Annotated in this window: 31 protein-coding genes; 2 read left to right on the top strand and 29 right to left on the bottom strand. The window is 42.6% G+C overall.

The genetic code is table 11. The features are described from left to right. Nucleotides 1-68: 68 nt before the first annotated feature. Nucleotides 69-350 (bottom strand): sporulation transcriptional regulator SpoIIID, encoded by a 282-nt coding sequence (gene spoIIID / locus A8F95_RS08810; protein WP_049665263.1) that lies wholly within the window; start codon nt 348-350, stop codon nt 69-71. Between the two features lie 388 nt (nt 351-738). Continuing rightward, nucleotides 739-1587, bottom strand: coding sequence for a stage II sporulation protein SpoIIQ (gene spoIIQ, locus A8F95_RS08805; RefSeq protein WP_065410450.1), 849 nt, complete (start codon nt 1585-1587; stop codon nt 739-741). 174 nt (nt 1588-1761) lie between these two features. Here spoIIQ and A8F95_RS08800 point away from each other — a divergent pair, with 174 nt between their 5' ends. After that, nucleotides 1762-2196 (top strand): VanZ family protein, encoded by a 435-nt coding sequence (locus A8F95_RS08800; RefSeq protein ID WP_231603550.1) that lies wholly within the window; start codon nt 1762-1764, stop codon nt 2194-2196. A gap of 24 nt (nt 2197-2220) precedes the next feature. On the opposite strand, the gene spoIID is transcribed toward A8F95_RS08800, so the two are convergent. The 23 genes from spoIID to A8F95_RS08685 all read right to left on the bottom strand — a co-directional run bounded on the left by spoIID (nt 2221) and on the right by A8F95_RS08685 (nt 21440). Further along, nucleotides 2221-3231, bottom strand: a complete 1011-nt coding sequence (gene spoIID, locus A8F95_RS08795) for a stage II sporulation protein D (protein WP_065410169.1) — start codon at nt 3229-3231, stop codon at nt 2221-2223. Nucleotides 3232-3509: 278 nt separating this feature from the next. Continuing rightward, nucleotides 3510-4823 (bottom strand): UDP-N-acetylglucosamine 1-carboxyvinyltransferase, encoded by a 1314-nt coding sequence (gene murA / locus A8F95_RS08790; RefSeq protein WP_065410168.1) that lies wholly within the window; start codon nt 4821-4823, stop codon nt 3510-3512. A 29-nt stretch (nt 4824-4852) separates the two neighbouring features. Beyond that, complete coding sequence (locus tag A8F95_RS08785; protein WP_065410167.1) at nt 4853-5572, bottom strand: YwmB family TATA-box binding protein; 720 nt, start codon at nt 5570-5572, stop codon at nt 4853-4855. 218 nt (nt 5573-5790) lie between these two features. Further along, nucleotides 5791-6027, bottom strand: a complete 237-nt coding sequence (locus A8F95_RS08780; protein WP_065410166.1) for a DUF1146 family protein — start codon at nt 6025-6027, stop codon at nt 5791-5793. A gap of 89 nt (nt 6028-6116) precedes the next feature. Next, entirely contained in the window at nt 6117-6524 is a 408-nt protein-coding gene (locus A8F95_RS08775; protein ID WP_049665276.1) for a F0F1 ATP synthase subunit epsilon, read from the bottom strand. 22 nt (nt 6525-6546) lie between these two features. Next, a complete protein-coding gene (gene atpD, locus A8F95_RS08770; RefSeq protein WP_065410165.1) occupies nt 6547-7965 on the bottom strand; it encodes a F0F1 ATP synthase subunit beta in 1419 nt (472 codons plus the stop codon). 148 nt (nt 7966-8113) lie between these two features. Beyond that, entirely contained in the window at nt 8114-8323 is a 210-nt protein-coding gene (locus tag A8F95_RS08765) for a hypothetical protein (protein ID WP_065410164.1), read from the bottom strand. A gap of 68 nt (nt 8324-8391) precedes the next feature. Continuing rightward, nucleotides 8392-9255, bottom strand: a complete 864-nt coding sequence (locus A8F95_RS08760) for a F0F1 ATP synthase subunit gamma (protein WP_065410163.1) — start codon at nt 9253-9255, stop codon at nt 8392-8394. Nucleotides 9256-9345: 90 nt separating this feature from the next. Further along, nucleotides 9346-10854, bottom strand: coding sequence for a F0F1 ATP synthase subunit alpha (atpA, locus tag A8F95_RS08755; protein WP_049665283.1), 1509 nt, complete (start codon nt 10852-10854; stop codon nt 9346-9348). Between the two features lie 80 nt (nt 10855-10934). Continuing rightward, nucleotides 10935-11474 (bottom strand): F0F1 ATP synthase subunit delta, encoded by a 540-nt coding sequence (locus A8F95_RS08750; RefSeq protein ID WP_065410162.1) that lies wholly within the window; start codon nt 11472-11474, stop codon nt 10935-10937. Then, on the bottom strand, nt 11474-11989 hold the full coding sequence (locus A8F95_RS08745) for a F0F1 ATP synthase subunit B (protein ID WP_049666800.1): 516 nt from the start codon (nt 11987-11989) through the stop codon (nt 11474-11476). Before A8F95_RS08745 ends, A8F95_RS08750 begins: the two co-directional genes overlap by 1 nt. A gap of 287 nt (nt 11990-12276) precedes the next feature. After that, nucleotides 12277-12489 carry a F0F1 ATP synthase subunit C gene (gene atpE / locus A8F95_RS08740; protein ID WP_006838507.1) on the bottom strand — a complete coding sequence of 71 codons (213 nt, stop codon included), beginning with the start codon at nt 12487-12489 and terminating at the stop codon, nt 12277-12279. Nucleotides 12490-12569: 80 nt separating this feature from the next. Beyond that, the gene (atpB, locus tag A8F95_RS08735; RefSeq protein WP_065410161.1) at nt 12570-13295 is read right to left on the bottom strand and encodes a F0F1 ATP synthase subunit A; all 726 of its coding nucleotides are present in this window, start codon (nt 13293-13295) and stop codon (nt 12570-12572) included. A gap of 6 nt (nt 13296-13301) precedes the next feature. Then, nucleotides 13302-13691 carry an ATP synthase subunit I gene (locus A8F95_RS08730; protein WP_049665290.1) on the bottom strand — a complete coding sequence of 130 codons (390 nt, stop codon included), beginning with the start codon at nt 13689-13691 and terminating at the stop codon, nt 13302-13304. A gap of 6 nt (nt 13692-13697) precedes the next feature. After that, on the bottom strand, nt 13698-13916 hold the full coding sequence (locus A8F95_RS08725) for an AtpZ/AtpI family protein (protein WP_065410160.1): 219 nt from the start codon (nt 13914-13916) through the stop codon (nt 13698-13700). A 545-nt stretch (nt 13917-14461) separates the two neighbouring features. Further along, nucleotides 14462-15601: a non-hydrolyzing UDP-N-acetylglucosamine 2-epimerase gene (gene wecB / locus A8F95_RS08720; protein WP_065410159.1), complete on the bottom strand. Its 1140-nt coding sequence runs from the start codon at nt 15599-15601 to the stop codon at nt 14462-14464. A 21-nt stretch (nt 15602-15622) separates the two neighbouring features. Then, complete coding sequence (upp, locus tag A8F95_RS08715) at nt 15623-16252, bottom strand: uracil phosphoribosyltransferase (RefSeq protein ID WP_065410158.1); 630 nt, start codon at nt 16250-16252, stop codon at nt 15623-15625. A gap of 198 nt (nt 16253-16450) precedes the next feature. Then, nucleotides 16451-17686 (bottom strand): serine hydroxymethyltransferase, encoded by a 1236-nt coding sequence (gene glyA / locus A8F95_RS08710; RefSeq protein ID WP_065410157.1) that lies wholly within the window; start codon nt 17684-17686, stop codon nt 16451-16453. Between the two features lie 176 nt (nt 17687-17862). Further along, complete coding sequence (locus tag A8F95_RS08705; protein ID WP_049665299.1) at nt 17863-18438, bottom strand: TIGR01440 family protein; 576 nt, start codon at nt 18436-18438, stop codon at nt 17863-17865. Nucleotides 18439-18454: 16 nt separating this feature from the next. Next, the gene (gene rpiB / locus A8F95_RS08700) at nt 18455-18895 is read right to left on the bottom strand and encodes a ribose 5-phosphate isomerase B (protein ID WP_049665301.1); all 441 of its coding nucleotides are present in this window, start codon (nt 18893-18895) and stop codon (nt 18455-18457) included. A 156-nt stretch (nt 18896-19051) separates the two neighbouring features. Further along, nucleotides 19052-20344 (bottom strand): methyl-accepting chemotaxis protein, encoded by a 1293-nt coding sequence (locus tag A8F95_RS08695; RefSeq protein ID WP_176713657.1) that lies wholly within the window; start codon nt 20342-20344, stop codon nt 19052-19054. After that, nucleotides 20331-20801, bottom strand: a complete 471-nt coding sequence (locus A8F95_RS08690; protein WP_065410155.1) for a low molecular weight protein arginine phosphatase — start codon at nt 20799-20801, stop codon at nt 20331-20333. The genes A8F95_RS08695 and A8F95_RS08690 overlap by 14 nt, the downstream gene beginning before the upstream one ends. 87 nt (nt 20802-20888) lie before the next feature. Next, the gene (locus A8F95_RS08685; protein ID WP_065410154.1) at nt 20889-21440 is read right to left on the bottom strand and encodes a manganese efflux pump MntP; all 552 of its coding nucleotides are present in this window, start codon (nt 21438-21440) and stop codon (nt 20889-20891) included. Between the two features lie 219 nt (nt 21441-21659). On the opposite strand from A8F95_RS08685, the gene A8F95_RS08680 reads away from it, so the two are divergent. Next, nucleotides 21660-22433, top strand: coding sequence for a DUF3891 family protein (locus A8F95_RS08680; protein WP_065410153.1), 774 nt, complete (start codon nt 21660-21662; stop codon nt 22431-22433). Nucleotides 22434-22486: 53 nt separating this feature from the next. Here the strand turns inward: A8F95_RS08680 and A8F95_RS08675 are convergent, their stop codons facing one another. The 4 genes from A8F95_RS08675 to prfA all read right to left on the bottom strand — a co-directional run bounded on the left by A8F95_RS08675 (nt 22487) and on the right by prfA (nt 26374). Further along, a complete protein-coding gene (locus A8F95_RS08675; protein ID WP_176713656.1) occupies nt 22487-23533 on the bottom strand; it encodes an L-threonylcarbamoyladenylate synthase in 1047 nt (348 codons plus the stop codon). A 177-nt stretch (nt 23534-23710) separates the two neighbouring features. Further along, a complete protein-coding gene (gene spoIIR, locus A8F95_RS08670; protein WP_065410151.1) occupies nt 23711-24385 on the bottom strand; it encodes a stage II sporulation protein R in 675 nt (224 codons plus the stop codon). A gap of 59 nt (nt 24386-24444) precedes the next feature. Next, on the bottom strand, nt 24445-25302 hold the full coding sequence (prmC, locus tag A8F95_RS08665; protein ID WP_065410150.1) for a peptide chain release factor N(5)-glutamine methyltransferase: 858 nt from the start codon (nt 25300-25302) through the stop codon (nt 24445-24447). Between the two features lies 1 nt (nt 25303). Further along, complete coding sequence (prfA, locus tag A8F95_RS08660; RefSeq protein ID WP_065410149.1) at nt 25304-26374, bottom strand: peptide chain release factor 1; 1071 nt, start codon at nt 26372-26374, stop codon at nt 25304-25306. Nucleotides 26375-26527: the final 153 nt, after the last annotated feature.

The raw sequence follows: 26527 nt of genomic DNA, 5'->3' as shown, positions 1-26527 counted from the left end.
TCTTCCTGCTTTACACACAAAAAAATCCGCCCCCATGAGGCAGATTTCCTTTTTATTTTTGAAATTAATCAGACTTCAGCCCCTGAACCGCTTGCCTTCTTTAAAGCATCTGAATATTTTTTCTTCGTCGCTTCCCCTCCACGCAGATGTCGAATAGACTTATGATAATCGAGGATTTCTTTTACCTGCTGGGCAAGATCTGGATTCACTTCCGGCAGCCGCTCCGTCAGATCTTTATGAACCGTACTTTTTGATACGCCAAATTCTTTTGCAATCACCCGCACGGTTTTCCTTGTCTCCACGATATACTTGCCAATCCTGATCGTCCTCTCTTTGATGTAATCGTGCACACCGCTCGCCTCCTTCATTGGATGTGAGACGTGTGAAATGAGACTCGCTTTCGCTTGAATGAAATAATATAAATCCGCATGCAACAGCGCCTGCACACGGAAAGAAAGCTCTCACTTTCTTTTCTTCCGCAACTAGACTGCTCTTGTTATCATCAGGTATTTGTTCGTCTAACGACTCCTCACCTCAAACCATCCCTTTTTCTTTATACAGGTTTTATTATTACTATATTGGCGAGGTGAGGAAAATATGTACAGGATTGGGAAATAAATAAACGGGAAATGTTTCTCAAATGCTAGTCGATTAGAAGGTGCTTTCCACTCAAAAGAAGTGCACAAAAAAGCAGCCCATGATGAGCTGCCAATACCTAGTTTATATACGATCAGGCTATTATGAGTTACTGTTATCCTCTTTATTTTCAATTGTGCTGCTATCTTGCTCTTCATCAGGTGAACTTTCTTCTGTTTGTTCAGTCGTCTCTTCTTTCGCTTTATCAGTGGACTCTTCTGTCACCTGATCTGTTGATTCCTCTGCTTGTACCGGCTTAATCGATTCTTCAATCGCTGCTACCGTTTTATCAAAGCATTCAAGCGGATTAATCGCTACGTTATCTTTACGTACTTCAAAGTGAAGATGAGTGCCTGCTTTTTCGTTGAAAAGACTTTTGCCGGCTTTAGCAATAACGTCTCCTTGAGAAACTTGGTCGCCTTCTGCTACTTTAATATCTTTAACTGATTGGTAGTTTGTTACAAAGCCATCCGCATGCTCAATGACAATGACGTTGCCAAGTAAAGCATCGTTCTCTTGGACCTTGACTACCTTGCCGCTTAAAGCGGCCGTCACATCAAACGGTTTGCCGTCTTTTGCTGCATAATCAATTCCTGTGTTTGGATGGTACGTATTATTATAGACTACGAGAGCTGCTTCTTGTTGTTTTTCAGAGGCCTTTTCATCGTAAAAGTTCGTTTTGATCACTGCTTTGTCTTCATCCTTCAAAGGCAGCGCCATTTGTTCTACGGATGAGTTAACTTCTTCTGCTGGCTGATCAAACAATCCTTTGTCTACTGCACTTTCTTTTGGACCTTTCACTTGCTCTTTCTCCGGGCCTGCTAGTTGGTACCAGATAATGCCTGAAATTAAAATAGCGGCACTCATTAAGTAAATAGCAGGGAACACCCAGCGATTTTTAAAGATTTTCTTCATTTTTTGAGAAGTATTTTTCTTTTCTCCCTCTCTCATGTTCATCACCTCAGCAATCAGTGTGAACACTTTCCAATGAATCTATACCTCCATTTGGAAAATTTTTCGTTTCTGGAAAAATCGTTATAAATATGCCACAAAACAAAAAATGAGTAGGTCGAAAATCATGTTAGAATGGGTTAAATCTTATTTTATTTAAGGTGGTGTATAGGATTGAAAAAATTGGCAAAGGGCTTGTCCACCATTGCACCGTTCCTCTATATGATCGCAGTATGGATTATGTCCAGTATGCCGGATAATGTGATTATTGAACTTCCTCAAAGCGAAGCAGACCGCTTTTTTAAAGAATCTTTACATTTAATTGAATTTGCCATTTTATATAGTTTGATTGTAAATGCTTTTCTAGCCCATGGCCGCTTTACAAATGCTGTCCATGTGGCTGCCGCCCTAATTGCCTGTTTTTACGGATTAATTGATGAGATTCACCAGGCATTTGTTCCATTTCGTTCCGCTACCGTCATTGATGCGGTTAAAGATATAACAGGGGTACTCGTTTGCTTTCTTATTGTTCAATTTACCTATTTTCAGCGGCCGAACAGTTTGATCAGCCGCCTCATGAATAAATTCACCCACTGGACAAGCTCTTAACTCCTTGCAGCAAACGGCAAGGAGTTATTTTTTGGCTGTCACCCTGCCTTTCAAAAAGTGTTCAGCTTCCTCTATTTTCGTCTGCTGATAATAATGAGCGATGATTTGTTGATGCGTCTTTCCTTCCTTAGCCATGCCGTTAGCTCCGTATTGGCTCATTCCAACCCCGTGGCCGTAGCCTTTTGTCGTAATAATGACGTTGCCGGATTTGAGTACCCAGTTGAAATCAGACGAGGCGAGACCTAGTTTTTCCCGTACTTCCCTTCCCGAAAACTCTTTTCCGCCAATTTTTACGGAAGCAATGCGCTTGCCTGCTGTTCGTGCTGTAATGGTGCCCGCTTCTGCCTTCCCTTTCACAGATATCCCAAGCTTTCTCTCAAACTCAGTGAGGGGCATAATTTTTTTAGAACTATATTTAGGAGAAGACTCATCCCAAGGGCTTGTCACACTCTTTAAATAAGGAAGCGCCTCGTTCCAATACTCCTCTGAATTCTCTGTGTATCCATTGCTCGTTGAGAAAAAGGAAGCGGTGATCGGGGTGCCGTCATATGTGATGATTTGCCCAGCTGTTTCCTGTACGGCTTCATCAATTTTTTGCGATTTCCATTTAAAATCGCTGCCCCAAATTTTCTTCAATTCTTCCTTTGTTTTAAAAACTTGGTGGTTGACCGTGTCAGTAACGTTAGCTTGGCCATTTACTTTACTGCCGCTGATCAATTGCTTCACAATGAATGTTCTGGCTGTTAAAGCTTGAGCTTTTAATGCTTCCTTTTCAAATTCAGCCGGCATTTCCGCCGCTACGACCCCAGCTACATACTCTTCAAGCGGAAACGTTTCTGTCTGCTTCGTCGCAGAGCGGAAAACAGCTACTTCTACAGCAGGCTCCTGCACAGCAGAATCAGGTACGTTTTTTTGGGTCTTTAATGTCCCTTCCTCTTCTTCTGATGAAAATAAGCTAACGAGCAGTGAAGGAATAATAATGGCAACTGCGATGAGTCCAGCAAGTAGAGCAGAAATAGTATGTCGTTTTTTCATCCAAAAGAGGCCTCCATTTAATAGATTGAGCCTAAAATTACTGCCCACATTTAACAATATGGCCCACTTTATAAGGATATGACTTTTTTTAAAATAGCCGCATTTTAAGCTGGCTGACTTGTTGACGATATTGGATGGCTATGCACGTTTATAGCCCCTTGTTCATCGTCCCAGTGGATTTCTTCACGCTCACGCCCCGTTGTTTATCATTCTAACGCTTTTCTTTACGTTAACAATAAAAAAGCTGTTCCGCTTCGTAGCAGAACAGCTTTTTTATATTAAGCATTAATATCTGTAATCATTTTTTCGGAAGAAGCTTCTGATACTTCGGCTTCCTCTTTCACACGGATAATATCTGCGCCAAGGGACGCTAGTTTTCCATGAAAGTTCACGTAGCCGCGATCAAGGTGCTTTAATTCTGTTACACGTGTATAGCCCTCTCCGACTAAACCAGCAAGGATTAAAGCAGCCGCTGCACGTAAGTCGGTTGCTGCTACTTCAGCGCCTTGAATATCGGCCGGTCCGTTCATGATCACAGAGCGGCCTTCAATTTTAATGTTGACGTTCATACGGCGGAACTCTTCAACATGCATGAAACGATTTTCAAATACAGTTTCCGTAATCATGCTTGTGCCTTCTGCTTTTAACAAAAGAGCCATCATTTGTGACTGCATATCTGTTGGGAATCCAGGATGAGGCATTGTTTTAATGTCAACAGCCTTTAGCTTTTCTGGTCCAACAACACGTACGCCATTATCTTCTTCTGTGATTTGTACGCCCATTTCCTTCAACTTGGCAATCAGAGAAGACATATGCTCAGGAACTGCTCCTTGAACGAATACGTCACCGCCCGTAATAGCCGCAGCTACCATAAAGGTACCCGCTTCGATGCGGTCGGGGATAATCGTATGATCCGCTCCGTGAAGCTCTTCTACTCCTTCGATCCGAATAGTTTCCGTACCAGCTCCAACTACTTTGCCGCCCATTGCGTTAATTAAATTAGCAAGATCAACGATTTCCGGTTCTTTTGCCGAATTTTCGAGTACCGTCGTACCCTCAGCTAAAGCAGCGGCCATCATAATATTTTCAGTCGCGCCTACACTTGGGAAATCAAGGTAAATTTTAGCTCCCTTTAAGCGCTTTGTTACTTCTGCTTCAATAAAACCATTTTCTACCCGTACAACAGCACCCATTGCTTCGAATCCTTTTAAGTGCTGGTCGATTGGGCGTGAACCGATTGCACATCCTCCTGGCAGTGCTACTCTTGCTTTTCCTGTACGTGCAAGCAATGAACCCATAACAAGAACAGACGCCCGCATTTTACGTACATACTCAAATGGCGCCTCAACGAACAACTCTTCGGATGCGTCGACAGTTACTGTATTATTTTCAAACTTCACTTGGCAGTTCAAATGGCGAAGTACTTCATTTATTGTATATACATCAGAGAGCGTCGGTACATCCCGAATTACACTCTTTCCTTTACTAGCTAATAATGTAGCGGCGATGACTGGCAGAACTGAATTTTTCGCGCCTTCTACTTTTACAGTTCCGCTTAGTTTATGACCGCCGCGGACGATAATTTTTTCCAAACTTTTCCCCTCCGCGTCCAATTTATATATTAATATTCAATCGTAATGAGAGGCGTGCCTATAACAAAATTTGTCTCTGGGCCTCTCTGTTTTTTTCTTAGTCCAACTTGTACATTCATTTCATCCTCCAAAAGCGGAAGATGGCTCCTAAAACGCTCCGAATAAATAGATAAGGAATAGAAATTTTTTTCAGAAATCGCTTCTTTTTTTTCAGCTTTCCAGCTTGATAGTAATTTATGAAGTTGATTTGACAAAACTTCTTCAAGTTTATCATCAAACTTCCCTTTAATACAAGTAAAAACCTGTGGCTTTCTATGGAAAATTCGTGAATATGTAGATTGAAACTCTTTCGCTAGGAAGTTCCGAATTTCCTCTTCATCCGTTGCCGTCACAGAGTAAAGCACATAGGCAACACCGCCGGCTGTGTCAGAAGAAACAATTTGTATCCTCTGGTGAACCGTTCCTTGTACGTATTCAAGAGTATATCCCTTGTCATTCACCGTACTAGAAGATGTAACCTGCCATTCAGTTAAAACCGACTGGAGTCTATGCATTGCCTCGTTCGGCTCTTCTTCTAAGCGTTCGCGAGTATGTAAGGTCCATTCCTCGATTGATCCCCCCACACTTTTCACACTATCCGTTAAAAGCAGCAATGAACCACTTTCACCACCTGCACTTGTGTTATTCCCCATCAATAATACAATGAAACAGCCTAACAGCATATAATATCTATTTTTTAATAGATTCATTGATATCATCCTCTCCCTTATCACCAGTGTGACCCGGCTGGGGAAAGATAAACAGGGAAAAATACGACAAATTGCATGCTTTGTCGACAGTGTAAACTTGTTCAAATATTCACTTGTGTTTATACAAAAGCCTTAGTAGGAAAATATAAATCTCCCTAAAGAAATAATATACAAAATAGAAAAAAATACAAGCATGTAAGAAGAACTATTTTAAAATTTTATTGGAATAAAAGCGGCAATTGGCGGGACCACATGAAGTAATCAAGGAAGAAATTGCTGACCGCTGAACCGATCGCAATCGATAACAGTATGAATAACAGGCGTGCTTGGACTATACGGTTAGCTTTTAACAATTGATCTAAACGAATAGCCTGCAGCGCCCAAAAAGATAAACCGATAAAGACAAGATGTGACAAAATACTGAACAATGCATCTTGTCCAAAATTTGCCATCATGAATATCCCTCCTCTGTTTACGAAAATGATAGAATCTATGCATGAATCACTGAGTGAAAAAACCTCCCGTTTCCGGAAGGTTCTCTCTTTTATACTCTGCCTTCATAAACGTTAATACGGTTAACTGCCCGTTTCAATGCTAATTCAGCACGTTTAAAATCCACATTATCTTGTTTATTGCTCAGACGGCTTTCCGCTCTTGATTTCGCTTCTTTCGCCCGGGCAATATCAATGTTTTCCGCTGTTTCAGCCGCTTGTGCTAATATCGTCACCTGATCTGGACGGACCTCTAAAAATCCGCCGCTGACCGCGACCAAATCAGGTTTTCCAGCGCCTTTGTTTAAGCGAACAGCGCCAACTTGTAAAGGAGCGACCATCGGAATGTGTCCTGGTAAAATGCCAAGCTCACCGCTTTGGGCTTTGGCACTCACCATTTCAACATCCGATTCGTACGCTGGGCCATCAGGAGTGACGATACTGACTTTAAATGTCTTCATTGTTTAACCCCCTGGTCCCTTATTATACCTCTACGCCCATTTCTTTCGCTTTAGCAACAACTTCTTCGATACCGCCAACAAGACGGAAAGCATCTTCAGGAAGGTTATCGTATTTACCTTCAAGAATTTCTTTGAATCCACGAACTGTTTCTTGAACTGGTACGTAAGAACCTGGCTGACCAGTAAATTGCTCGGCTACGTGGAAGTTTTGAGATAAGAAGAATTGGACACGACGCGCACGTGCTACAACCAATTTATCTTCTTCTGAAAGCTCGTCCATACCAAGGATCGCAATGATATCTTGAAGCTCTCTATAACGTTGCAGTGTTTGCTGCACTTGACGTGCTACCTCATAGTGTTCTTCTCCAACGATTTCAGGAGAAAGGGCACGAGATGTAGAAGCTAGTGGATCCACCGCTGGGTAAATACCCATTTCTGAAAGTTTACGCTCAAGGTTTGTCGTTGCATCTAAGTGAGCAAATGTTGTAGCAGGAGCCGGGTCAGTATAGTCATCGGCTGGTACGTAAATCGCTTGGATAGATGTAACAGAACCTACGCTTGTAGATGTAATACGTTCTTGTAATTGACCCATTTCTGTTGCAAGTGTCGGTTGGTAACCAACCGCAGAAGGCATACGGCCTAATAGGGCAGAAACCTCAGAACCTGCTTGTGTGAAACGGAAAATGTTATCGATGAAGAAAAGAACGTCCTGTCCTTGTTCATCACGGAAATATTCAGCCATTGTCAAACCTGTCAAAGCAACACGCATACGTGCACCAGGCGGTTCATTCATTTGTCCGAAAACCATGGCTGTTTTGCTGATAACGCCAGAATCGCTCATCTCATGGTAAAGGTCGTTTCCTTCACGAGTACGCTCTCCAACACCAGCGAATACAGAGATACCGCCATGCTCTTGAGCGATGTTGTTAATCAATTCCTGAATAAGAACGGTTTTACCTACACCGGCACCACCGAAGAGACCGATCTTACCACCTTTAATGTATGGAGCAAGTAAGTCTACTACCTTAATACCTGTTTCAAGAATTTGAACCTCTGTAGAAAGTTGTTCGAAGCTAGGCGCCGCACGGTGAATCGCATTGCGCTGTGCTTCAGCAGGAATTTCTTCATTTAAGTCAATTGTTTCACCAAGTACGTTGAATACACGACCAAGCGTGATGTCTCCTACTGGTACGGAGATCGGCTGACCCATATCTATTACTTCTGTGTTACGCTGTAAACCGTCTGTTGAATCCATAGCAATTGTACGTACTGTATCATCGCCTAAATGGATAGCTACCTCTAAAGTCAACTCAAAGGCGTCTTTATCAGCTTGTGCACCAATTTGCACTTTTAACGCGTTATAGATCTCAGGAAGATGGCCGCTTTCAAACTTAACGTCAACGACCGGACCCATAACTTGAAGAACGCGTCCTTTGTTCATCTCTTTCCCTCCTGTCGTAATCGTTCAATCTATCATGTTGTTCTATCATTATATTTAAGGCTGTCTAGCTGCAGCGGCCAGCCCGTACGGCGGTTTCGGTCTCTCCGTCGGAGTCAAAGAACGACTCCTTGTCGAGCCCTCCAACCTCCTATCGGGCTAATCGGGCCACTTCTGCTTTTCTTTGTCTAGCTGCAGGCGCTAGCACGTACGCTGATTTCGCTCTCTCTGTCGAAGTCTGAAAAACGACTTCTCGTCGAGAGCTCCAATCCGCTATCGTGCTGACAAGCGCCTTTCGCTTTTCTTGCCTAGCTGCAGGCGCTAGTGCGTACGGTGGTTTCAAGATTTCTGCAGGAGTCAAAGAACGACTCCAACAGAAATCTCTCCAACCCCCTATCGCACTGAACGAGCGCCTTCCGCTTTTCTAGACTACTCTAACGCTGCTACTCCGCCGACGATCTCTGTGATTTCTTGTGTGATCGCCGCCTGACGTGCGCGGTTGTATTGTAGTGTTAATGTATCAATTAATTCTTTTGCGTTGTCGGTTGCAGTTTTCATTGCTGACATACGTGCAGCATGCTCACTGGCTTTACCGTCAAGAAGTGCTCCGTAGATTAAGCTTTCCGCATATTGTGGAAGAAGAACTTCCATAATATCTTCTGCTGCCGGTTCAAACTCATAAGCCGTAAGCTTTTGAGAAGAAGAAGTGGCAATATCAGTTAAAGGTAACACTTTCTTTTCTGTAACATCTTGCTGAATCGCACTGACAAAGTGGTTATAGTACATATAAAGCTCATCGTACATTCCTTCCGAGAAGAAGCTAACCGCTTTGTTCGCGATATCTTTGATGTCAGAGAAAGAAGGCTGATCTGGTAAACCAACGATATCTAGGGCAACATTCATTCCTCTATGAAGGAAATAATCGCGTCCCATACGTCCAACTGCAATAATAACGTATTCATCTTTAGATGAATGGCGTTCTTTAATTTTGTTGCTGACAAGGCGAAGAATACTGCTGTTATAAGCTCCCGCCAAACCGCGGTCTGAGGTAATAACCAAATACCCGGTTTTTTTAACGGGGCGGGAGACTAGCATCGGATGTGTTACATCTTTGCTGCCAAGAGCAATGGATGCGACCACTTCCTGAATTTTTTCCATGTAAGGAACAAATGCTTTGGCATTTGTTTCGGCACGGTTCAATTTAGAAGCGGAAACCATTTCCATCGCTTTTGTGATCTGGCTCGTCTTTTTAGTAGAAGTAATCCGAGTCTTTATGTCGCGTAACGATGCCACTGGTTCTCACCACCCTTTTTATGTTAGAAATTTACCTAGAAAGAGGGAAGGATCAGTCTGACCCACTCCCGCTTTTTACTATCTGGATAATTATTCAGATTTCGCAAACGTCTTTTTGAACTCGTTGATAGCTGCTTTCATTTCATCATCAGAAGCAAGTTCTTTCGTTGTGCGAATATGTTCTAACACGTTTGTATGGTTGTGATCTAACCAGCTTAACAGTTCATCTTCAAAACGACGGATATCTCCTACTGGAATATCGTCTAAAAGACCGCGTGTTAATGCATAAAGAATAACAACTTGCTTTTCAACTTTAAGCGGTTTGTTTAAGTCCTGCTTTAACACTTCAACTGTACGTGCTCCACGATTTAATTTCGCTTGAGTTGCTTTATCAAGATCAGAACCAAATTGCGCAAACGCTTCAAGTTCACGATAAGCCGCTAAGTCTAGACGAAGTGTACCCGCTACTTTTTTCATCGCTTTAATTTGAGCAGATCCACCAACACGGGATACAGAAAGACCAGCGTTAATCGCAGGACGTACACCTGAGAAGAACAAGTCAGACTGCAAGAAGATCTGTCCATCAGTGATAGAGATAACGTTCGTTGGAATATAAGCAGAGATATCGCCTGCCTGTGTTTCAACGAATGGAAGAGCCGTAATAGAACCTGCTCCTAATTCATCGTTCAATTTAGCTGCACGCTCGAGTAAACGGGAATGCAAGTAGAAAACGTCACCAGGGTAAGCTTCACGGCCTGGAGGACGACGTAATAATAAGGAAAGTTCACGGTAAGCTGCCGCTTGTTTAGAAAGATCATCATATACGATCAACACATGTTTACCGCTGAACATAAACTCTTCTGCCATTGTTACCCCAGCATATGGAGCAAGGAAAAGCATTGGTGCTGGTGAAGCTGCAGAAGCCGTTACGACGATTGTATAATCAAGCGCCCCATGCTTACGAAGCGTTTCTACTGTTCCACGAACTGTTGATTCTTTCTGACCGATCGCAACATAAATACAAATCATGTCTTGATCTCTTTGGTTAAGAATTGTATCGATCGCTACAGTTGTTTTACCAGTTTGGCGGTCACCGATAATCAATTCCCGTTGACCACGGCCGATTGGTACAAGCGCGTCAATCGCTTTAATACCTGTTTGTAGTGGTTCATGAACAGATTTACGATCCATAACGCCAGTTGCTTTGCTTTCAATCGGACGAGTTTTTGTTGTATTGATTGGGCCTAGACCATCCACAGGCTGTCCAAGAGAGTTAACAACACGGCCGATTAGTTCTTCTCCAACAGGTACTTCCATGATGCGGCCTGTACGGCGTACTTCATCACCTTCACGAATCTCTGTATAAGGACCAAGAATAATGATACCTACGTTGTTTTCTTCTAAGTTTTGTGCCATACCCATGACACCGTTTGAGAACTCAAGTAGTTCTCCAGCCATGACATTGTCGAGGCCATGAGCACGAGCGATACCGTCACCAACTTGGATAACTGTACCAACATCGTTAACTGTAATATCTGACTGGAAGTTCTCAATCTGCTTTTTAATCAGCGCACTGATTTCTTCAGCTTTGATGCTCATGAATTTCACCCCTCATATAATTGTAGTAGTTGTATTCGAGCGGAACGCATAAAGAAGATGTTCCCGCTTTTCTTTCATTCTTATTTTGCTATTAATTGCTTTTCTAATCGATCTAGTTTGCCGCGTAGGCTGCCATCGAAAATACGATTGCCGATGCGTACTTTTAAGCCGCCGAGCAATGCTGGATTTACAATGTTTGTAATCTTCAATGCTTGCTTGCCGACTTTCTTGGCAAATGTAGTCGAGATCTGCTTCATTTCTGCATCTGTTAAAGAACGAGTAGATTCAACTGTTGCTTCAGCAAGGCCCTGTTCTTCATTGGCCAAGCTTACGTAAGCATCAACTACCGCAACAATCTCTTCCTCGCGGTGACGTTCTATCAAAAGCATTAAAATGTTAATTACATAACTTGAAGCATTTGAGAAAGCAGTCTTAACTAGCCCTTGCTTTTCTTCAATTGTTAACTTTGGAGACTTAAGTAAAGGAAGTAATCCTTTCGTTTCCTGAAAAACGGCCTTTACTACTTGCAGCTCTTCCTCAATTTGTTGAAGCTGTTGATGTTCTTTGGCAATGTCGAAGAGAGCCAGCGCATAGCGTTTTGCCACTACGGAATCACTCATCACTCTTCCCCTGCCTCTTGGATATACTCATTAATTAGTTTTTCTTGATCTGCCGCGCTTAAATCTTTCTCAATCACTTTAGAAGCAATTAATACAGATAAAGAGGCCACTTGCTCACGTAGAGCGGACATTGCCTGTTCTGTCTGCTGTTCGATTTCCATCTTAGCAGATTCTTTCAAGCGCTCAGCTTCTGCACGAGCGGCGGCAATGATTTCTTCTTTTTGACTGATGCCTACTTTCTTAGCATTCTCAATAATTTCTTGAGCTTGCTGGCGAGAGGCTTTTAACTCTGCACGAGTTTCTTCTAATAATTTGCTCGCTTCGACACGGCTTTTTTCTGCTGCATCGATTTCTGATGAGATATGCTCTTCACGTTGCTGCATGATGCCCATTAAAGGACCCCAAGCAAACTTCTTAATCAACGCTAGTAGAATAATAAACATTATTAATTGGAACAAAATATCTCCGCCGTTAAAGCCGGCTGATGATCCAAGTACGAATGCGTTTGCTAACACGCCCACTTCACTCCTTTCAAGAGTTTCCCCCTCCCCTTCTTCGGGAAGAGCCTGTATAAAAAGAATGGAACTGCTTGTTATACTTCGAACATAAAGCAATGGCGAAGGTTCGCTTGGAATGATCTTCGCCATTGGAACAAAAATCCCTTAATATTTTACTCTTGTCCAGCTGCGCCTCCTTGGGGCTCGAGGTCATAAGCCGATCTGGCTGTGCGGCTGAAAAGCGCCGCTTCGCCAGCCCGTCTTATGCTTGTCGCTCCAAAGCAGTCGGCTTCGCTTTTCTACAATTATTGACCTTGAACCATGAACGCGATAACTACAGCGATGATAGGAATCGCCTCTACTAACGCTACCCCGATAAACATTGTTGTTTGAAGCATACCGCGAGCTTCTGGTTGACGAGCGATACCTTCAACTGTTCTAGATACGATAAGACCGTTACCGATACCTGCACCAAGTGCGGCTAAACCGATTGCGATTGCTGCTGCTAAAAGACCCATTTTAAAATTTCCTCCTTTAAATGTATAAATAATGTATTTGTTTAAAAATAGGTTTGTTCATTAAATGAACTGGGTATATTTTAATGGTCGCTGCTCACTTTGTGAGCAATATAAACCATTGTTAACATAGTGAAGATAAATGCTTGGATTCCACCGACAAAGACGGAAAATCCTTGCCATGCTAATGTCGGAATTACTGCGGCTAAATGTCCGCCAACCCCTGTAGCTAAGCTTCCGGCTAGCAATCCTAGAAGGATCTCACCGGCAAAGATGTTACCATAGAGCCGCAGACCAAGAGTTAACGTATTAGCAAACTCTTCTACAATTTTCAATGGGAACAAGAAACCCATTGGACGGAAATAATCTCTTCCGTACTCCGCAAAGCCCTTCATTTTAATTCCATAGTAGTGTGACAGACCAACAACCATAACTGCTAACGTTAGAGTAATCACCGGGTCTGCTGTTGGAGATTTCCACCAGAGCACACCATCTTTTACCACTGAAAATGGAAGACCAAGAAAGTTGGAAACTGCAATGTACATAAGCAGCGTAATTCCAAGAACATGGAATCTTCCTCCTGTTTTCCAGTCCATGTTACTCTTGACGATCCCCTTCACAAAGTCCATGATCCACTCAAAAAAGTTTTGCAGTCCGGTAGGTCTCATTGCTAGTTTTCTTGTTGAAATGACTGCAATTAAGAAAACGATTGCACTAGCAACAGTGATCATTAATACGTTGGCTAAGTTGAAAGTTAATGTAAAACCGTCAAATACTTCCCAATGATATAATGGATTTTCGTGATGCAACTGTTTTCACCTCTCTTCCCCGGTTTTTCTGTTTATTAAAAAGTGAATAAAAAAATCTATCATAATGACAATATAAGATGCCATTAATCCCAAAACTGTACTGATAATGTTGAAATGGTCCGGATAACGAAGGGCAATGATAGCCGCAACCCCAGCGGATGCCATTCTCGACATCGTGCCTAGCGATTGAACTTTATTGCCGCGCTCTAGTGCGGTGTTGAAACGGTGCATCCGCTTCAACATTAACCAGTGGTTGAACAGGCTAAATGCTGTCCCAAGAATGAGGCCGCCGAAAATTGCCTTATAAGGCGTAATTCCCCAGCAGAAAACAAAGATGGCGAGCAAATATAATATGTACTTTCGATGTCTGGAAAGTGAGTGCTGGAGTTCCCCCATAATTGATTAATCCTCCGAATTGAAATGGTTAACCGTCTTAAGCATAGAAAAAATGCCCGCAGTCAATCCTAAGAGCAGTCCGATGATTAAAAAAAGTGGTTCAGTTTTCCATTTTTCGTCAAGCCAACGCCCGGCGAAAATTCCGATAAGGATCGACCCTGTCAGCTGTGCTAAGACCGCACTGTACAGACTCATCGCCTTATATGCATTTTTACGGCCTTTCATGTAAAAACACTCCTGCCACCGTGGGTTCTACCTAAAAAAAAAGCGTTCACGCTCAGTTCATAGTATTTGCTCTTTTCCCTTTGTAAGCATACAATAGGGGTATTTTAATGTCAACGCATACTAAGAAAAACCTCAAAAATTGTAACTTATATTTCACAAATTGATCAAAATTTAAATCTTTCCATAAGTTTTACTTATTGTTAGTGATAAGTAAAAGATAATTGAAAAATTATTATCTTTCAGAAGCCGAAAATTAGTTCGCTAAAAACAAGAAATATTCTTTTTTTGATTCTCTAACAGGCATTATCAGTCTTTTTTAAGCTAGCTTTCTATCTATTCAGCTTATTCTCTATAAATAACTAGATTGTATCTTTATGAAAAACGGTTTGCCTACATTTCGAAAGTGTTATTCATTATTCCGAACATTTTGTTCATAGTTATATCCATTCGTTCACTCATCTTGTCGGCTTGTTTTTCTCCCCCTCCCCTCTCTTCCATGCTTCCTGATAAAAAAGAGCCATCCATAGGGAGGCTCTTTTTATAAGTTAAAATCGGTCCGGCTTTTGATTCGTTGCTTGGAAATAATAGCGGATTGCTTCGCAAATGCGGCGGGAGGCTTCTCCGTCACCGTATGGGTTGGATGCTTTCGCCATTTTTTCATATTCTTCTTTGTCATTTAGCAATTCTGTTGCCAGCTGATAAATCGTCTCTTCATCGACACCAGCAAGTTTTAATGTGCCAGCTTGGATTCCTTCCGGGCGTTCTGTCGTATCACGAAGAACGAGAACCGGCACACCGAGAGAAGGGGCTTCTTCCTGCACACCGCCAGAATCAGTCAAAATTAAGTGCGCTCTCGCTGCAAAGTTATGAAAATCGATCACATCAAGCGGTTCAATTAGATGAATACGCGGATCATTACCGAGTATTTCGCCGGCAATCTCACGGACAACTGGATTCATATGCATTGGATAGACAACCTGAATATCGCTATTCTCTTCAACAAGGCGTTTTATAGCCCGGAACATATTGCGCATCGGTTCGCCCAAATTCTCACGACGATGGGCCGTCATTAGAACAAGCCGGTCGTTGCCAAGCTGATCAAGCACTTCATGGCTGTAGCTGTCTTTCACTGTTGTCTTTAGAGCATCAATCGCCGTGTTACCTGTTACGAAAATCGTTTCAGCTTTTTTCCCTTCATTAAGTAAGTTCTCTTCCGCTTGATCTGTAGGTGAGAAATGAAGATCAGCGATTACTCCTGTTAATTGACGGTTCATCTCTTCAGGGAACGGAGAATATTTATTCCACGTACGCAGCCCTGCTTCTACATGACCTACTGCAATTTGATTATAAAAAGCAGCCAAGCTTGCAACAAACGTAGTAGTCGTGTCGCCGTGGACAAGCACGATATCCGGCTTGACTTCCTTCATAACCCGGTCGAGCCCTTCTAATCCCCGTGTCGTTACGTCAATGAGCGTCTGACGATCTTTCATGATATTTAAATCAAAATCAGGAGTAACCTTGAAGATTTCGAGCACCTGATCGAGCATTTGCCGATGCTGTGCCGTAACGGTTACAATCGACTCAAATTGATCAGGATGTTTCTGCAATTCCAGAACGAGCGGAGCCATTTTAATCGCTTCAGGGCGCGTTCCAAAAATGGTCATTACTTTAATCGGGCGGTTCATCTTATTTGCACCTACTTCTAATTATTTTGTTCCAAACAGGCGGTCGCCTGCATCTCCCAATCCTGGTACAATGTAGCCTTTTTCATTTAGCTTTTCATCTAAAGCAGCAATATAAATATCAACGTCTGGGTGGATTTCTTGCATAGCCTCTACCCCTTCAGGCGCAGCTACTAGACACATAAACTTAATATTCTTTGCTCCACGCTTTTTCAAGGAACGAATCGCTTCTACCGCTGATCCCCCTGTAGCAAGCATTGGATCTACCACGATGAAGTCACGCTCTTCCACATCTGATGGAAGTTTTACATAATATTCAACCGGCTTTAACGTTGCCGGATCGCGGTACAACCCTACATGGCCTACTTTAGCAGCCGGAATTAATTTCAAAATACCGTCTACCATGCCAATACCTGCACGCAAAATCGGAACAATTCCAAGCTTTTTACCAGCAAGAATTTTCGCATTCGCTTCACATACTGGTGTTTGGATTTGCACTTCTTTAAGCGGCATATCACGAGTAATTTCAAAAGCCATCAATGTAGCTACTTCATCTACTAATTCACGGAATTCTTTTGTTCCTGTTTCTTTGTCGCGAATAATGGTCAACTTATGCTGGATTAATGGGTGATCAAATACGTACACTTTTCCCAAAATTATCGCTCCCTTGTGTTAATTATATCAATTATGCCATACAAGCCCCCGACGGCAAAAAAATAAGCCGCATGTGCAGCCATTCTTCAACTTCTTTCAGCAAGCTTCTTTCTAATTTTACATAAAAAACAACAGAAGAACAAATGGGAAAAATAGAAAAAGCTCGGGAATGAAGGATTTCTTTCCCGAGCGGGCTATTTAGCTATATAAAGGATATTTTGCTGTTAAGTCAGCTACACGCTGGCTTAATTCCTGCAATTTTGCTTCGTCTTCGTGGTTTTTCAATGCAGCTCCAATGATCGCTGCTACTTCATCCATCGCTTCCAAATCAAAGCCGCGAGAAGTAACGGCCGCTGTACCGATACGGATACCGCTCGTTACAAATGGGCTTTCTGGATCAAATGGAATCGTATTTTTATTTACTGTAATACCGATATCATCTAATACTTTTTCTGCTACTTTTCCTGTTAAACCAAGAGTTTGCAGGTCAATAAGCAACAGATGGTTGTCAGTGCCGCCAGATACAAGGTTAATGCCCTCTTTTGCTAAACCTTCACCGAGACGTTTCGCATTGTCAATTACTTGCTGTGCATACGTCTTGAAGCTCTCATCTAATGCTTCACCAAAAGCAACTGCTTTCGCTGCAATAACGTGCATTAATGGACCACCTTGGATACCAGGGAAAATAGACTTGTCGATTTTCTTCGCGAATTCTTCTTTACAGATGATCATGCCGCCGCGTGGGCCACGCAATGTTTTGTGTGTTGTTGTTGTAACAAAATCAGCGTAAGGAACTGGACTTTGGTGAAGGCCTGCTGCTACAAGACCAGCAATGTGAGCCATATCAACCATTAAATAAGCGCCGACTTCATCCGCAATTTCACGGAATTTAGCAAAGTCAATTGCACGTGGATAAGCGCTCGCGCCTGCCACGATTAATTTCGGTTTATGTTCGACCGCTTTTTGACGAACATCAGCATAATCGATTTGTTGATTTTCTTTGCTCACGCCATATTCAATGAAATTATATTGCACGCCACTGAAGTTAACTGGGCTGCCGTGTGTTAAGTGACCGCCATGAGATAAATTCATTCCAAGAACGGTGTCACCCTGTTCCAAGATCGTAAAATAAACAGCCATATTTGCTTGAGCGCCGGAATGTGGCTGTACGTTGACATGATCTCCTCCGAAAATTTCTTTCGCACGATCACGAGCTAAGTCTTCCACTACGTCAACGTGCTCACAGCCGCCGTAATAACGCTTGCCTGGATAGCCTTCTGCATATTTATTTGTTAACACAGAACCTTGTGCTTCCATTACCGCTTTACTAACAAAGTTTTCAGAAGCGATTAATTCAATTTTAGTTTGCTGGCGTTTTAATTCATCTTGGATTGCTTCAAACACAGCTGTGTCTTGCTCTTTGAGAATACTCATTTTCAAACCCCTTCCATTTTTCAGAATAATATATGTGTTTATGTATTACCAATTTTAAAAATTCAATTATATTCTATCACGTTTTCCTCTTGTTTTAAATGAAATAAATACAAAACACGACCTTTTTTAATGATAAAAGCCAGCTTTTCAGATTGAAAGCTGGCAAAAACTGAACATTAACCGGAACACTTCTCGTTCACATTCGTTTTTTCATAAACAGCTCGAGCACCGCCAATGAGCTTTGGCCGTGTCGTTGCCATTGTAACATGAGCATATCCCACTTCTTTCACACTCGTCCGCAGCGGCACTGCCACATGTTTTAAATGCATGCCAATAAACGTATCACCAATATCTATCCCGGCATCCGCTTTGATAAATTCAACCACCGCGCTATCTTTTTTCTGATTAAACGCATAAGCAGCCATCGAGCCGCCTGCCTGCCGAACAGGTACAACGGCGACTTCTTCTAGTTGCATTTGTTGAATTTGTTCCCGATCTACTACAAGCGCTCGATTCAAATGTTCGCAGCATTGAAAAGCAAGATGCAATCCATGTTCGTCTGCAAACGTCTGCAACTGCCGATAGACCATTTCAGCAATTTCCAACGTGCCGGCTGTTCCAATCTTTTCCCCGGCAATCTCTGAAGTAGAACAGCCAATCACAACCGTCTGGCCTTTTCGGAGACGGGCCTGTTGCTGAAATTCCTGCAATAGGCGACCGAGCTGTTGTTCCCACTCTTTAAGCTGTAACAAAGCTCATCCCTCCAATTTAGTTTTCTTCGTATGCTTTAATTTTATTGAGGCGGTTCTCATGACGGCCGCCCTCATAGTCTGTTGTAAGCCATACCCTGGCAATTTCCCGGGCAAGACCTGGACCAATAACCCGCTCACCCATTGCTAGCATATTGCTGTTATTATGTTCTCTCGTTGCCTTTGCGCTAAAGACGTCATGAACGAGAGCACAGCGAATGCCTTTCACTTTATTAGCCGCAATGCTCATGCCAATACCGGTACCACATACCAAGATGCCACGATCAAACTCACCGCTCGCTACCTTCTCTGCTACTGGCAGCGCGTAATCTGGATAATCAACAGATGTCCCACATTCACATCCAAAATCCTCATATTCCAAGCCGAGCTCGTCCATCAGGCTTTTTATTTCCTTCCTAATATTTACTCCGCCATGATCAGATGCAATAGCAATTTTCATGTTTGTAATCTCCTTTTGGCTTAACCGATGTTTCTTCTATTTTGTCACAGCCAAAGAGAAATGAAAAGGGGAAGGCATTAACAGAGCGTAGACAAAGACTCTTTTATACACTGTCAGGCGAGCACAAAGAAAGCAAACATTTATCAACAGCCCGATTTAAAGTTGAAATTGTGTGATCGTTGACTTTAATTCTTCTGCTTGTTTCTTAAGCTGTATAGCCGCTTGTTCAATGTCATGCATCACGTTGGTCTGGTCTTTTGTAGCTTGTGTCACTTCAATAGCTCCAGCCGATGTTTCTTCTGCGATGGCTGCTACTTCTTCAGATTGATTAGACGTTTGTTGAATGCTGCCGAGCTGCTTGTCCACGAGTTTAGAGATGATTTGGACAGCTTCTGCTACCTCATGGATTTTTCCAGTCATTTGTTCTATGGCTGTGTTTGCTTCAGATCCTTTTTGAACTTCCTTGCCTACCGTCTGCACTTGAGAAGAAATTTTCTGAACCACTTGATCGACTTCCTGTTGAATATGCTGGATCAGCTCAGAAATACCGCTGACTGCCTTGGCACTCTCATCAGCTAATTTACGAACCTCTTCGGCAACGACAGCAAATCCTTTGCCATGTTCACCAGCGCGGGCTGCTTCAATAGAGGCATTTAGCGCCAACAAATTCGTTTGAGCGGCCATATCACCAACAAGCTGAATAATTTGTTCTACTTTACGCGCATTTGTTTCAAGTCGCTTGACTGCTTCAAGGGATTGTTCATTTTCTACTGATAATTTTTCCATTCCGGAAATCAATGATTGAAAAATCTCCTTATTCACTTGTAGATCTGCCACCATTTCCTCCGCCTGGACAGCTGAGGCTTTCGCCTTTGTCTGTACTTCAGCAGCAAGGTGTGTGACATCCTCAATAGATTCAGCTGTTGATTGAATCGCAGCAGCCGAGTTTTCAGCTCCAGCAGAAATTTCATCCACCGTCCGGAATATTTCTTCAGCTCTTTGGGAAGCTTTTGTCGCTTCTGTAGAGATTTGCATCACGCTTTCATTCGTTAAAGAAAAGTTGTTATCAATGCTGTGTACCATTTCTCTTAAATTGCCAAGCATGTGGTTAAAAGCGATACCTAGTGAACGAATTTCATCTTCACTTTCAGGCAGCTCTACATCCTCTTTAATATTCCCCTGTGCCGCTGCCAGTGTAGCTGCTTCCAATCGTTTTAGTGGTCTAACAAAATAACCGCCGGCAATATACGCAAGAATGCCCGACCACATAATCCCTAATAGCAGTGTTATAACCGTAAATACAGTTTCATTCATCCAAGAAAAATAATTCGGATAAATATAATAGATAAAAAAGCCACTGGTAGAATACGTAATGAGTGCTAACAGTGTAACGAGAACAACAAGTTTTTTCCTTAGCCCGAATTGTGTTTCGCTTCTATGCCTCATCATGGCCCCTTTCCGGAATGCCCTCTGCTCCATTTTGCATTTTTTTCAACACATGAGTGATTAATTCATCAAGCTCCTTATAAGTTTGACGATAATCCTCCAATGATCCCCCATACGGATCGATAATATCTCCCTGCTTTTCATGAACAAACTCTTTCAAAGTCCATAGCTTGTCCTGCGAATCTGGAAACGCAGAAGAAACGGCTTGCTTATGGCTATGCGTCATAGTAAAAACAACATCCGCCCATTTAACTATCTCAGGAGATATTCCTTGAGAAACATGCTCTGTCGGAATACCATTTTCTTGCAAAACCTGTATTGCATGCGCAGCGGCTGGACTTCCTGCCGCTGCATAAATTCCAGCAGAGCGTACGTTCCATTCCTGCTTTTTATACTTCATAATCGCTTCCGCCATCGGACTTCTGCACGTGTTTCCTGTACATACAAATAATATGTTCAACTGTTCTCACCCTCCAGCTGTCTTCTTACTTTTTATTATATAAGATTTTTTCCAAAAGGGGGTAAAAAGCTCTATATATTTTTCCAATTAAAGAAAAAGAAGTTTTAGACCAAATGCCAGCAAAACACACCCGCCAAACGCTTCACTATAAGCTCCCAGCCAGTCTCCAACCTTTCTGCCAGCTAATAATCCGCCCCATGTTAAGCAAGCTGCGATGCCGCCGAACAACAAAAGGACAAGCAAAATCTCCGCTCCGTAGATTCCGAGCGTCAGGCCAACCGAAAAGCTGTCCAAACTAACAATTAAAGAGAACAACATAAGCTTCCAGCCAACAGGAACCGATCTTTCCTCTTCTTTGTTCTGAAAAAAGGCAACGATCATTTGACTGCCTGCAATAATGAGCAGCAAGCCCCCGATCAGAGAAGCAATAGCGCCAAATGTATCGGTGACAAATCGGCCGGCGATGATACCAAGGAGGGGCAAGATAATATGAAAACTTCCGATAATGAGTCCAATATAAAAAATCCGCCTTAACCTAATTGGCACCACGCCAATTCCTAAGCTTGCTGAAAAAGCATCCATTCCTAACGCTAGAGCCAGCGTACTTAATGTAACCACTTCACCCATTTTTTGCTTCATTCCTTTCCTTGTTGGACGTGCCTCTTTCCAACATATGCAGGAAGGCTCCAATACTTTCTCGAATAGCCGTCAAATCAAAAAGCGAAAGCAGAAGCTCTCTTAGATTGCAGGAATACAAAGGGGGAATAAATAAATAAATAATAGAAAGAAAGAACATTTCTCACACTTTAATCTAGTTGAAACTTGTCCCCCCTATTACATTTGAAAGGATGAGTCCAAGTGATTGTAAGAGAACGCGAAAATGAATTTGTTTTGATTGAACAGGATCACCATGCCCGAGCATCCGGCGATATGATGGCTTATTGGAGAGATTCATTGTTCTTAGGAAAGGAATGGCGTCATTCGGTTAACTATGCCATTTCACAGCATGATTGCGGCTGGAAGCCATTCGATAAGGCACCCTTTTGGAATGATAAAAAACGAGCCCCTTACACATTCATAGACTTTCCCCTCTCTTCGAAGCTAGTGCTCTATAAACAGGGAATTGACCAAGTAGAAGAGCGCGATCGTTACGCAGCTCTTTTATGCAGCGTCCACTTTTCCAGATTTCTCACCCATGAGGCTGCAGAGGAAGCAAAGAAATTTGTCGCACAGGAAAAACAGCGGCAGGAACGGCTGATGGACTCTCTTGAAATATTGAATCAGTCCTTTCTTCCATTTCATTACGGACTGCTTCAGCTGGGGGATAACCTTTCTCTCTATATTTGCTTAAACGAGCCAGGAACCACAAAAGAGAAAGAACACCCATTTTTTCGCAACGGCATTCCCCTCTCCCCAGCGCTCAGTGAGATCAAAAAGGAGAAAATCCAACTTTATTGGAGGGACAACCAGACGATTGTCTTAGACACTTTTCCATTTAAAGAGGAGATAACGGTCTCGATTAAGCAAAAGATTATTTCAAAAGAAAGCATTGCTGCGAAAGGATTTCTTGAAAGCTATCAAAAAGCTGGCTTTCAGCATATGACTGTTCGTTTAACTACACAAAATAATTAAAAAAAGATTCCGGATTAGGCAGCCGCCGCTGCTAACCGGAATCTTTTTTAGCTCTATTTTTCATACAACCAACGATGGGCGGCTGCTTTTTCAAGGCGGTTCATAATCGCCAGCCCCACACCAGCAGCTGGAAAGGTCTCAGAATAAATGATATCCACATCTGTTTCGTTGAAAGCGCGCAGGACATCGTACAGAGAGTGAGCAACTGTTCTTAAATCCTGCCGGCTTCCGCATGGCAGAATGACATCCGCATCATAAAAAGAGAGATTTTCTTCTGTTGTTAACACGCCAACCTTCTTTCCTTGTTGACGCTGTTCACTTACGTGTGACTGAATCCACTCCCGGCTTCCTTCTAATAAATAGACAGGAGCTTCTGGAGCATAATGCTTATATTTCATCCCGGGAGACTTCGGCTGCTGCTTTGCATCTTTCAATGCTGCATCAATGGCTGCTTCACCGACAACCGCTTCGATTTCTTCTTTTGTAATACCGCCCGGCCGCAAAATAATAGGGATATCACCTGTACAATCTACAACGGTTGATTCTACCCCTATCCCCGTTTCACCGCCGTCGATAATGCCTGCTATGATCCCATCTAAGTCATCTTGCACATGCTTAGCAGAAGTAGGGCTTGGTTTTCCTGAACGATTTGCACTTGGAGCAGCAATCGGTAAACCAGCCTTTTCAATGACTGCTAGTGCTACGGGGTGATCCGGCATGCGAACGGCTACCGTCTCAAGCCCGGCAGTCACCACTTCTGATAGCCGATTGGGCTGCTTTTCTAGAATGACCGTTAGCGGGCCTGGCCAAAAAGCTTCCATGAGCTGCTCAGCTGTTTTCGATATATTGATTGCTACGTCTGCTACCTGTTGCTTCGAAGCAATATGGACAATTAACGGATTATCAGCCGGCCGGCCCTTTGCAGCGAATATTTTAGTAGCTGCCTCGTTCGATAGAGCATTCCCACCTAGTCCATATACCGTCTCAGTTGGAAAAGCTACTACCTCATCTTGCCGTAAAAAATCAGCCGCTTCTTCAATTTGTGGATATGTGGCTAAAGAATCCACAACTTTATCCACATGCCAATATTTTGTCTGCATTTTTCTCACCTATCATTCACTTCTTCTTTTTTTATATAAGTTCTATGTTTTTTGTTAATAAATAAGATTATATTGGAAAGATATGCACAAATTCATACCCATTATCCACATTATGTGGATAACTTTCGAGGGTTTGTTTATAAGTCTGTGGGTAAATGTGGATAAATTTCTGAAAAATCAATCGTTATTCATTTTATCCACAAGTCTGAAAAGTTCTTTTTTCTCTTTCTTCTTTCCCTTAAAAAGTTCAACAATGGCCAACTTCACTTCTGGAGCTTGTGGTTCACCCTCTGCATAAATGGGCTCTTTCTTTTGATTAGATTGATGATTCTCCTCTATTCCCGGACTGATAGCTGTTCCATTTGAAAAATCAAGAAAGCAAAGCGGCGGGTACAGGACACACCACCAGTTAGCACCATTTCCTTCCCCGATCGTAATTACAATTGCCTCATATTCACCAGCAGGATATAAAAACTGCCCGTACAGCTTCGTTGGAAACTTAGCTTGGCCAAACTTCACTTTAATATCTGTTTTAATCCCTTCCTGCTCCGCGCGCTTCATCGCAATCTTTTGAATTTCCGGCAGCTTACTTTTCAAAAGCTGGCGGGCTTCCGGCATAGAATCAAGATGAGATACCCACTTTGTAATTTCTTTGTTAACATCATCCCTAATCTTTCTTTTCAGTTCCTGATCAGCTTCCTTATCACTATTTGCAAGAATACGCAATCTAATAGCTTCTTTTGGAATGACGATTGTTTCTTCCGCCTCCGCTGCATGATCTGGAATATATAAACTTAAAATGGTAGCTGTTGATAGTATAAGTAAATAAATGCCTGCAATTAATCTATTCATTGTTTTCCCCTCCTGGCAAACAGTTTGTCCAGAAAAGAAAAACTTAAACAATGAAACTATTAAATTTTTGCAAAAACCATTCGGTCTTTTCCATTAATATCATTTTTCACTTCAACGACTGCTTGTGGAAAAGCGCCTTGTAAAAGAGCAGATACAGCCTTTCCTTGGCCGGCTCCGATTTCAAAACCAATCAATGCTTGTGGATTTAACACATGAGGAAGCTGTTCACACAAGCGACGGTAAATATCCAGGCCATCTTCTCCACCAAATAAAGCGAGCTCAGGTTCATGATCAACCACAACAGGGGATAATTCTTTCCTATCCGTTAATGGAATGTAGGGGGGATTAGATAGAACAATATCTAGTTTTATCCCTCTTTCTATAAAAGGTCCAAGCAAATCCCCGTGCAAAAATTCGATGTCCGCGTGCAGCGCCTCACTATTCTGTTTCGCCGTGTTTAACGCTTTTTCTGACAAATCAGAGGCATACACCGTAAGATGCGGACGCTCTAGCTTCATTGTAATCGCGATCGCTCCGCTGCCTGTACCAATGTCCGCCATTTGCATTTCCTTTTTCTGATGAAAATGCCGAGAGAGACTTTCAAGCGTATGCCAAATAAGTTCCTCCGTTTCTGGACGAGGAATCAGCACGTCTCCATTTACCGCAAAATTTCTTCCATAAAACTCTTCTTGACCGATCATATGCTGGATGGGAACACCTTCTCCATGCCGGTTGACCATGTCCGTGAAGGTCTGTTGCTGCTGCTCCGTTAACTGCTCATGCATATTCGCCAACAGTTCTGAACGAGTCATCTGGACAACATAGCGCAGCAACAATTCTCCTGCATTCTCATCCCGCTTTTGCTCTCTTAAAAAAGAAGAAGCCCATCGAAGGGCCTCATATATTTTTTGTGACATATTAGTCCTGCAGATTCTCAAGCTTAGAAGATTGCTCTTCCATGATGAGCGCATCAAGCACTTCATCAAGCTTGCCTTCTAAAATTTGATCAAGCTTTTGCAGCGTTAAACCAATGCGGTGGTCAGTCACACGGTTTTGCGGAAAGTTGTATGTTCGAATACGCTCGGAACGATCGCCCGAACCAACAGCTGACTTCCGCTGTGCATCATATTCCGCTTGAGCTTCCTGCTGGAATTTATCGTATATGCGAGCACGGAGAACTTTCATCGCTTTCTCTTTGTTCTTAATTTGTGATTTCTCATCCTGACACGAAACGACGATTCCTGTTGGCAAGTGAGTTAAACGCACAGCAGACATCGTTGTATTCACACTTTGCCCGCCCGGTCCACTCGAAGCGAAGGTATCCACTCGAATATCTTTTTCATGAATATCCACTTCTACATCTTCTGCTTCAGGCAGGCAGGCTACGGTAGCAGTAGATGTATGAATCCGGCCGCCTGATTCTGTTTCAGGAACACGCTGTACCCGATGAGCACCGTTTTCATATTTCATTTTGGAAAAAGCACCTTTTCCGTTAATCATAAAAATAATTTCCTTGTAACCGCCTAATCCAGTGGAATTGGCTTCAATTACTTCTGTTTTCCACCCTTGCATTTCTGCATAGCGGCTGTACATGCGATATAAATCACCAGCAAACAATGCCGCCTCATCTCCGCCTGCCGCTCCGCGAATTTCCATAATAACGTTCTTATCATCATTTGGATCTTTTGGGATCAAGAGAATTTTCAAGCGATCTTTTAGCTGCTCTAGCTGCTCTTCAAGATCACCGATTTCTTCTTTTACCATCTCACGCATATCGGCATCGAGCTTTTCATCAAGCATCGCCTTCGCCTCTTCGTATTGCTGCTTCGCTTCTTTATATTCACGATACACCATGACAGTTTCCTGAATGTCGGACTGTTCTTTTGAATAATCTCTCAGCTTGCTCGGGTTATTGACAATTTCCGGATCACTTAACAGCTCATTTAACTTCTCGTAGCGATCTTCTACTGCTTGTAAACGGTCAAACATAGTGTCACCTCAAATTTCGTCCATAATGTTACTATTATAATATATCGAAAAACCCTGCACAACGTTAAAAGAAAAGCGGAAGCGGCCCGATTAGCCCGATAGGAGGTTGGAGGGCTCGACAAGGAGTCGGTCTTTGACTCCGACAGAGAGACT

Source organism: Pseudobacillus wudalianchiensis, assembly GCF_001685015.1.
In the GTDB taxonomy this organism is placed as follows: Bacteria; Bacillota; Bacilli; order Bacillales; family Domibacillaceae; genus Pseudobacillus; species Pseudobacillus wudalianchiensis.
Note: the sequence above shows the minus strand (reverse complement) of the source record. Positions and strands in the feature narration are given on the sequence as shown.